Here is a 7,769-nt window from a genome sequence, read left to right as displayed (position 1 = left end):
GCGCTCGGCGGCGCTCGAGTGCATGATGCCGCTGAGCTCCTTCACCCACGGGACGGTCTCGTCACGGATGTTCCAGAACAGGCCGATCCGCCCGCCGGGGCGCAGCACGCGCGCGGCCTCCTGCGTCGCGAGCGACGGGTCGACCCAGTGCCACGACTGGCCGAAGGTGACGGCATCGACGGAGAGGTCGTCGACGGGCAGGTTCTCGGCGGTGCCGACGGCGGTCGCGACGCTCGGCAGGCGCCGGGCGAGGGTCGCGAGCATCGTGGGGTCGGGGTCGACGGCGCGCACGGCGTGACCCGCGCGGGCGAGCTGCGCGGTGAGCTTGCCGGTGCCGGCGCCGACGTCGAGCACGATGGCGCCCTGCTGGGGAAGCAGCCATTCGATCGCGGCGGCGGGGTAGCCGGGTCGGGCGCGCTCGTAGGCGTCGGCGGCCGTGCCGAATGACGTGGCGATCTCCATCCTCGCGACGCTACGGCACAAGAAGTCCACCGCGCAGGGGCTTGCGCTCGGGTGCGGCGAGCATGATGAATCCATGCCCGCCCCCGCGCCCCTCCCCGAGCGGCCGTCCGCTCCCCCGCTGCCGGGGCGCGCGATCATCCGCCAGCGCTGGAGCGACTTCCTCTTCCTCCACTGGCGCGTCGACCCCGCGCTCGTCGCGCCGTTCCTCCCCGCCGGCACGCGCCCCGACGTGTTCGACGGCAGCGCGTGGGTCGGGCTCATCCCGTTCGTGCTGGGCCGGCATCAGTTCCTGCCGCTTCCGCCCGTCCCCGGCCTCGGAACCTTCATCGAGATCAACGTCCGCACCTACTCGGTCGATGAGGCCGGCAACCGCGGCGTCGTCTTCCGCTCGCTCGAGGCGCAGCACCTGCCGCCGGTGCTCGCGGCGCGCGCGATGTTCGGCCTCCCCTATCAGTGGGCGGATGCCTCGCTCACCGTGTCGGGGGACGAGCTCGAGTACCGCAGCCGACGTCACCGCCTCGCCGGTGGAGCCGCCCACCCGCTCGTCGACCGCCCGACGACGCGCATCCGCGCCCGTGTCGCGGAGTCGCCCGTCGACACCCCGCTCAGCCGGTTCCTCACCGACCGGTGGGGGTTCCACGAGCGGCACCTCGGCCGCACGATCCACGCGCGCAACGCGCACGAGCCGTGGCCGCTCGTCGATGCGACCCTGCTGTCGCTCGACGATCAGCTGCTCGAGGCGGCGGGTTTCCCGGGGCTCGCCGGGCGCGCGCCCGACTCGGCACTCGCGACGCCGCCCGGCCGCGGAGTCGTGACGGAGTTCGCGGCCGCCCGCCGCGTGAGTTGAGCGGCAGGTCGCCGGGCGCGCGCGGACGTGAGGCGGGCAGCGCTACCTACCGTTGTTGAGGAGTGTCGAAAATCAATTACGTCACTCCTCAACAACGGGAGGGCGCTGGCCGGGCACGAGAGTTTCGGCGGGCGGCGCGTCTGCCTATCGGCGCGCCCGACCGACTATTTGCGCTGACGCTTCTCGCGCACTCGCATGTTCACCTGGATGGGCGAGCCCTCGAAGCCCCACACCTCGCGCAGGCGGCGCGTGATGAAGCGGCGGTACTGCGGGTCGAGGAATCCGGTCGTGAAGAGCACGAAGGTCGGCGGGCGCGTCGACGCCTGCGTCGCGAACAGGATGCGCGGCTGCTTGCCGCTGCGGACGGGGTGGGGGTGCTCCTGCGTCAGCTCGGCGATGAACGCGTTGAGCTTGCCGGTCGGAATGCGGGTATCCCACGACTCGAGCGCGAGCTCGAGCGCCGGGACGAGCTTCTCGAGGTGACGGCCCGTGCGCGCCGAGATGTTGACGCGCGGCGCCCACGCGACGTGCGCGAGATCCTGATCGATCTCGCGCTCGAGGTAGCGGCGGCGCTCGTCGTCCAGCATGTCCCACTTGTTGAACGCGAGCACGAGGGCGCGGCCCGACTGCAGGACGAGCTCGATGATGCGGACATCCTGCTCGCTGATCGGCTCGGTCACGTCGATGAGGACGACCGCGACCTCCGCCTTCTCGAGCGCCGCAGCGGTGCGCAGCGAGGCGTAGAAGTCGCTGCCCTGCTGCAGGTGCACGCGGCGGCGGATGCCGGCCGTGTCGACGAAGTTCCAGATCTTGCCGCCGAGCTCGATCTGCTCGTCGATCGGGTCGCGCGTCGTGCCGGCGAGCTCGTTGACGACGACGCGCTCCTCGCGCGCCGCCTTGTTCAGCAGGCTCGACTTGCCGACGTTCGGGCGGCCGATGAGGGCCACGCGGCGCGGGCCGCCGAACTCCTGCTTCGCGACGGCCGACACCTCGGGAAGCACGGTGAGCACGTGGTCGAGCAGGTCGGCGACGCCGCGGCCGTGCACGGCCGACGTCGGCCACGGCTGCCCGAGGCCGAGGCCCCACAGCTCAGCCGTGAGGGGCTCCTGGCGGGTGTCATCGATCTTGTTGCCGACGAGGATGACCGGCTTCTTCGAGCGGCGCAGCATCTTCACGACGAACTCGTCCGTCGCGGTCGCGCCCGTGATGGCGTCGACGACGAACAGCACGGCGTCGGCGAGCTCGACGGCGACCTCCGCCTGCGCGGCGACCGAGGCGTTGATGCCCGTCGCGTCGGGCTCCCACCCGCCCGTGTCGACGAGGGTGAAGCGCTTGTCGTTCCACTCGGCCTTGTACGTGACGCGGTCGCGCGTGACACCGGGGGTGTCCTCCACGACGGCCTCGCGGCGGCCGAGGATGCGGTTGACGAGCGCGCTCTTGCCGACGTTCGGCCGGCCCACGATCGCGAGGACCGGCAGGGCGGGCAGCGTGATGATGCCGTCCTCGCCGAGCTCGGCGTTCTCGAGCAGATCGAGGTCGTCGTCGTCAAGGTCGTAGTCGGCGAGACCCTTGCGCAGCGACTCCGCGCGCGCGAGCGCCAGGTCGTCATCGAGCTCGGCCAGGCGCGCGGCGACCTGCTCGGCCGCCTCCTGGTTCAGCTGCGGGTACTCGGCATCGCCGTCGTCATGCGAGACGGGGGCGTCGGGGGTGTTCTGTTCGGCGGTCATGGGATCCTCCCACTGCTCCCTCGCCCACCGGCGAGGCGTGTTCCGCGCCCCCTCCCCTAGGCGGAAGGAGCGGCGCGCACGATATCGATCAACGCCTGCACCGTCTGCTCGAAGTCGAGCTCGGTGGAATCGAGGGTCGTGACACCCTCGGCGGCGTTCATGAAGTCGACGACCTTGAGGTCCTGCGCATCGCGTGAGGCGAGCTGCTGCGCTGTCGACTCGGTCGGCTCACTGCCCAGTTCGGCCGACCTTCTGGCCATTCTAGCCTCCGGGCTCGCCGTCAGCAGAACGCGGGCCCGGGCATCCGGCGCCACGACCGTCGTGATGTCGCGCCCCTCGATGATCATGCCCGCCCGATCGCTGTCGGCGGCGATGCGCCGGAAGAGCTCCGTGAGCCCCTGCCGCACCTCCGGAACGCGCGCCACCGCGCTCACGACCGCCGTCACGCGCGGCTCGCGGATGTCGCTCGTGATCTCCTCCCCGCCCACGCGGACGAAGTAGAAGTCGGGATCGGTGCCGATCGCGTAGTCGAAGTCCGCCACGCGCGAAGCCACGGCAGCGGCATCCTCGACATCGACGCCCTCGTCGAGGCAGTGCCAGGCGAGCGCGCGATAGGCCGCGCCCGTGTCGAGGTAGCCGAAGCCGAGGCGGCGAGCGGCCTCGCGGCTCACGCTCGACTTGCCGCTGCCGGCGGGGCCGTCGACGGCCACGATGAGGTCGGTCACTGCGTCTCCTGGGGTCGGTTCAGAACGGGAAGAGGGGAATCAGCTCGCGCCGGCGATGCGCCAGCCTCGCTCGGTGAGGGCCGCGATGAGCGGGGCCTCCGCCTCGGGCACGACCGACACCTCGGCGAAGCCGACCTGCGCACCCGGCGAGTGCTCGAGCCGCAGGTCCTCCATGTTGACGCCGAGCTCGCCGATCTCGGTGAGCAGGCGCGCGAGCTGACCGGGGGTGTCGTCGATCATCACGATGAGCTGCGCGTAGCGGCGGGTCGAGCCGTGCTTGCCGGGGATGCGCGCGACTCCGGCGTTGCCCGCGCCCATGAGGTCGGCGATCGCGCGGCGGGCCCCGGGGGCATCGGGATGCTCGAGCGCCTCGATCGCGGTCGTCACGTCGTCGCGCACCCGCGTCAGGATCGCGGCCACCGGTTCGGCGTTGGCGGCGAGGATCTGCACCCACAGCCCCGGGTCGCTCCCGGCGATGCGCGTGACGTCGCGCACGCCCTGACCCGCGAGGCCCACGGCGCCGTCGGTCGCCGCCGCGAGGCGCGCGGCCATGATCGTCGAGACGAGCTGCGGCACGTGGCTGATCATCGCGACGCTCGCGTCGTGCTCGTCGACCGTCATCTCGACGGGCACGGCGCCGAGGTCGAGGATAAGATCCTCGATCGCCCCCGCGCGGGCGTAACTGATGCCGTCGTGACCGGCGAGCACCCACGGTCGGCCGAGGAAGAGGTCGGCGCGCGCCGAGATGGGGCCGCCGCGCTCGCGCCCCGCCATCGGATGCGTGCCGAGGTAGCGGCTCACGTCGGCGCCGAGCTCGCGCAGCTCGCGCAGCGGGCCCGCCTTGACGCTCGCGACATCGGTCACGAGGGCGTCCGGATGCGCGGCGAGCTCGTACGCGACGGTGCGGGCCGTGACATCCGGCGGCACCGCGACGATCACGAGACCCGGGCGGTCGTCGGCGCGCGCGGGGCGGCCGGCGCCGTAGTCGACCGCGAGGCGGACGGCCGACGGCGACACGTCGTCGAGCGCGACGTCGACGCCCTTCTCGGTGAGGGCGAGGCCGATGCTCGTGCCGAGGAGTCCGGCGCCGACGACGCGGACGTCGAGCTGGAGGCGACGGTCTGTCATGCGTCGTCCCCGGTCGTCGACTCGGTCTCGCGAGCGCGCGCGGCCCGGGCGTCGCGCGCGAGGGTGAGCAGTGCGCCGCGCTCCGCGGTCGAGAGCTCGCGCGTGCGGCCGACGGGAAGGGTGCCGAGATTGAGGGGGCCGAAGCGGCGCCGCACGAGCTCCTCGACCGGGTGATCGACGGCGGCGAGCATCCGTCGCACGATGCGATTGCGGCCGGAGTGCAGCGTCAGCTCGACCATGCTGCGCCCGCCGTTCGACTCGCCCATGACGCGCGCCTTGTCGGCGGCGATCGGGCCGTCGTCGAGCTCGATGCCCTCGAGGAGCTTGCGCAGCGTCGCCGGGTAGACCGTGCCGCGCACTTGCGCGATGTACGTCTTCTCGACGCCGAAGCTCGGGTGGGCGAGCACGTGGGCGAGGTCGCCGTCGTTCGTGAGCAGCAGCAGGCCGCTCGTCTCGGCGTCGAGGCGGCCGACGTTGTAGAGGCGCTCCTCGTACTTCTCGGTGAACTGCCGCAGGTCGGGCCGGCCGTTCTCGTCCTTCATCGTGCTCACGACGCCCGTCGGCTTGTTGAGCATGATGTAACGCTTCGTCTGGTCGAGCTGGATCACGACGCCGTCGACCGCGAGCTCATCCGTGCCGGGCTCGATGCGCGCGCCGAGCTCGTCGACGACGACGCCGTTGACGCTCACGCGACCGGCGATGATCATCTGCTCGCTCACGCGGCGCGAGGCGACGCCCGCCGCCGCCATGACCTTCTGCAGGCGCTCGCTTGTGGGGCTGTCGCCCGCGCGGTCGTGCGCGGGAGCATCCCACGGGTGCGGTTCCTGCGGAACGTGCTCAGACATCGTCGAACCCCTTGCTGCCGTCGTCGAGCAGCGGCGAGATCGGCGGCAGCTCGTCGAGCGAATTGATGCCGAGCTGCGTCAGCAGCAGCTCGGTCGTCGCGTAGTGGATCGCTCCGGTCTCGGAGTCGGTGAACGCCTCGGTGATGAGGCCGCGACCGAGCAGCGTGCGCACGACCGAGTCGACGTTGACCGCGCGGATCGACGCGATCGCGCCGCGGCTGATCGGCTGCTTGTAGGCGATGACGGCGAGCGTCTCGAGTGCCGCCTGCGAGAGCTTCGCGGGGCTCTGCGTGTGCACGAAATCGCGCACCACCTGGTCGAACTCGCCGCGCACGTAGAGCCGCCAGCCACCGCCGACCTCGCGCAGCTCGAAGCCGCGGAGGGGGCCGCCGGCCTCGCCGTCGTAATCGGCGACGAGCGCGGAGAGGGCGGCACGGACATCCGCGACCGGTCGGCCGACGCCCGCGGCGAGGCCCACGACGCTCTGCGGCTCGTCGGCGATCATGAGGATCGCCTCGAGCGCGCGTGCCACGTCGACGCCGTCGGGGATGCCCGCGGGCGCGCTCTCGACGTCGGTGCCGTCGAGCTGCGGCGCGGTCTCGGTCGCGGCGTCGGCCGCGATCTCGGTGCGGGTCTCACTGGCCATAGTCGGCTCCCAGGTTCACGAGGTTCTCGTCGCTCCAGTTCTCGGCCGTCCAGCGGACGGTGAGCTCGCCGAGCGGCTCGAGCTGCTCGAAGCCGACCGCGGCGTGGCGGTACAGCTCGAGCAGGGCGAGGAAGCGCGCCACGATGACGCCCTTCTGGTCGGCTCCGGCGATGAGCTGGCGGAAGGTCACGGGGTCGCCGCGGCGCAGCAGGCTCACGACGTGCGCCGCCTGCTCGCGGATCGAGATGAGCGGCGCGTGCAGGTGGTCGAGGCCGACCACGGGGATCTCGCGCGGGGTGAACGCGAGGAGGGCGAGGGCGGCGAAGTCGTCGAGGCTCGTCGTCCAGCGCAGCTCGGGGGTGCGCTCGCGGAAGCGGTCCTCGAGGCGCACGCTGCGCGCATGGCGACCGGACTCGGCCTCGAGCCGGCCGGCGAACCAGCCGCTCGCCTCCTTGAACGCGCGGTACTGCAGCAGGCGCGCGAAGAGCAGGTCGCGGGCCTCGAGCAGCGCGACGTCCTCCGCGTCGACGAGCTCGCCCTGCGGCAGGAGGCTCGCGATCTTCCAGTCGAGCAGCGTCACGGCGACGACGAGGAACTCGCTCGCCTCCTCCAGCTCGTCCGGCCCGTCGAGCCCGCGCAGGTAGGTCAGGAACTCGTCGGTCACCGCGCTCAGCGCGATCTCGGTGATGTCGAGCTCGCGCTTGCTGATGAGGCTCAGCAGGAGGTCGAACGGCCCGTCGAAGGAGGCGAGGTGCACCTGGAAGCCGGCGGGAGCATCCGTCGCCGCCACGTCGGTCGGAGCCGCCGGAGCCTCGGGCTCAGGCGACCGCGCCACGGTCGATCAGCTCTCGGGCCAGCTGACGGTAGGCCTTCGCGGCCGGGTGCTCGGGGGCGTAGCTCGTGATCGGCGTGCCCGAGACCGACGCGTCGGGGAACTTCACCGTGCGGCCGATGACCGTCTCGAACACGCGGTCGCCGAACGCGTCGACGACGCGCTCGAGCACCTCGCGCGAGTGCAGCGTGCGCGGGTCGTACATCGTCGCGATGATGCCGTCGAGCTGGATGGCGGGGTTGAGGCGATCCTGGACCTTCTCGATCGTCTCGACGAGCAGGGCGACGCCGCGCAGCGCGAAGTACTCGCACTCGAGCGGGATGAGCACGCCGTGCGCGGCGGTGAGCGCGTTGACCGTCAGCAGGCCGAGGCTCGGCTGGCAGTCGATGAGGATGACGTCGTAGTCGCCGAGCACCGGGCGCAGCACGCGGGCGAGGATCTGCTCGCGCGCGACCTCATTGATGAGGTGCACCTCGGCCGCGCTCAGGTCGATGTTGGCCGGGATGATGTCGAAGCCCGGCACGCTCGTGTGTTGGATGGCGGCCTTGGTGTCCTTC

Annotated in this window: 9 protein-coding genes; 1 reads left to right on the top strand and 8 read right to left on the bottom strand. The window is 71.9% G+C overall.

The genetic code is table 11. The features are described 5' to 3' along the window. Positions 1–462 (bottom strand): class I SAM-dependent methyltransferase (locus tag Q7T15_RS04325; RefSeq protein ID WP_304693638.1); only part of this gene is annotated, 462 nt, incomplete at its 3' end. Positions 463–535: 73 nt separating this feature from the next. Between Q7T15_RS04325 and Q7T15_RS04320 the strand changes: the two genes are divergently transcribed. Beyond that, the gene (locus Q7T15_RS04320) at positions 536–1,309 is read left to right on the top strand and encodes a YqjF family protein (RefSeq protein ID WP_304693635.1); all 774 of its coding nucleotides are present in this window, start codon (positions 536–538) and stop codon (positions 1,307–1,309) included. Between the two features lie 164 nt (positions 1,310–1,473). Here the strand turns inward: Q7T15_RS04320 and der are convergent, their stop codons facing one another. The 7 genes from der to Q7T15_RS04285 form a co-directional block, all read right to left on the bottom strand. Then, entirely contained in the window at positions 1,474–3,036 is a 1,563-nt protein-coding gene (gene der, locus Q7T15_RS04315; RefSeq protein ID WP_304693633.1) for a ribosome biogenesis GTPase Der, read from the bottom strand. A gap of 56 nt (positions 3,037–3,092) precedes the next feature. After that, a complete protein-coding gene (gene cmk / locus Q7T15_RS04310) occupies positions 3,093–3,761 on the bottom strand; it encodes a (d)CMP kinase (protein WP_304693631.1) in 669 nt (222 codons plus the stop codon). Positions 3,762–3,800: 39 nt separating this feature from the next. Further along, positions 3,801–4,889, bottom strand: a complete 1,089-nt coding sequence (locus tag Q7T15_RS04305) for a prephenate dehydrogenase (protein WP_304693629.1) — start codon at positions 4,887–4,889, stop codon at positions 3,801–3,803. Further along, positions 4,886–5,734, bottom strand: coding sequence for a pseudouridine synthase (locus Q7T15_RS04300; RefSeq protein ID WP_304693627.1), 849 nt, complete (start codon positions 5,732–5,734; stop codon positions 4,886–4,888). The genes Q7T15_RS04305 and Q7T15_RS04300 overlap by 4 nt, the downstream gene beginning before the upstream one ends. Further along, positions 5,727–6,380 (bottom strand): SMC-Scp complex subunit ScpB, encoded by a 654-nt coding sequence (gene scpB, locus Q7T15_RS04295; RefSeq protein WP_304693625.1) that lies wholly within the window; start codon positions 6,378–6,380, stop codon positions 5,727–5,729. The genes Q7T15_RS04300 and scpB overlap by 8 nt, the downstream gene beginning before the upstream one ends. Further along, on the bottom strand, positions 6,370–7,215 hold the full coding sequence (locus tag Q7T15_RS04290) for a ScpA family protein (RefSeq protein WP_370689096.1): 846 nt from the start codon (positions 7,213–7,215) through the stop codon (positions 6,370–6,372). The genes scpB and Q7T15_RS04290 overlap by 11 nt, the downstream gene beginning before the upstream one ends. After that, positions 7,199–7,769: ParA family protein (locus Q7T15_RS04285; RefSeq protein WP_304693623.1), on the bottom strand; the 571-nt coding region annotated here is incomplete at its 5' end. The genes Q7T15_RS04285 and Q7T15_RS04290, both read right to left, overlap by 17 nt.

The organism is Microcella sp. (genome assembly GCF_030645145.1).
GTDB lineage: Bacteria > Actinomycetota > Actinomycetes > Actinomycetales > Microbacteriaceae > Microcella.
The sequence above is the reverse complement of the archived record's forward strand: the minus strand, read 5'-3'. Positions and strand labels throughout refer to the sequence as shown.

Bases quoted from the DNA above. Each gene is read 5' to 3' on its own strand.
- der (WP_304693633.1), bottom strand. From the start codon at position 3,036: ATGACCGCCGAACAGAACACCCCCGACGCCCCCGTCTCGCATGACGAC.
- Q7T15_RS04300 (WP_304693627.1), bottom strand. From the start codon at position 5,734: ATGTCTGAGCACGTTCCGCAGGAACCGCACCCGTGGGATGCTCCCGCG.
- Q7T15_RS04320 (WP_304693635.1), top strand. From the start codon at position 536: ATGCCCGCCCCCGCGCCCCTCCCCGAGCGGCCGTCCGCTCCCCCGCTG.
- Q7T15_RS04305 (WP_304693629.1), bottom strand. From the start codon at position 4,889: ATGACAGACCGTCGCCTCCAGCTCGACGTCCGCGTCGTCGGCGCCGGA.
- scpB (WP_304693625.1), bottom strand. From the start codon at position 6,380: ATGGCCAGTGAGACCCGCACCGAGATCGCGGCCGACGCCGCGACCGAG.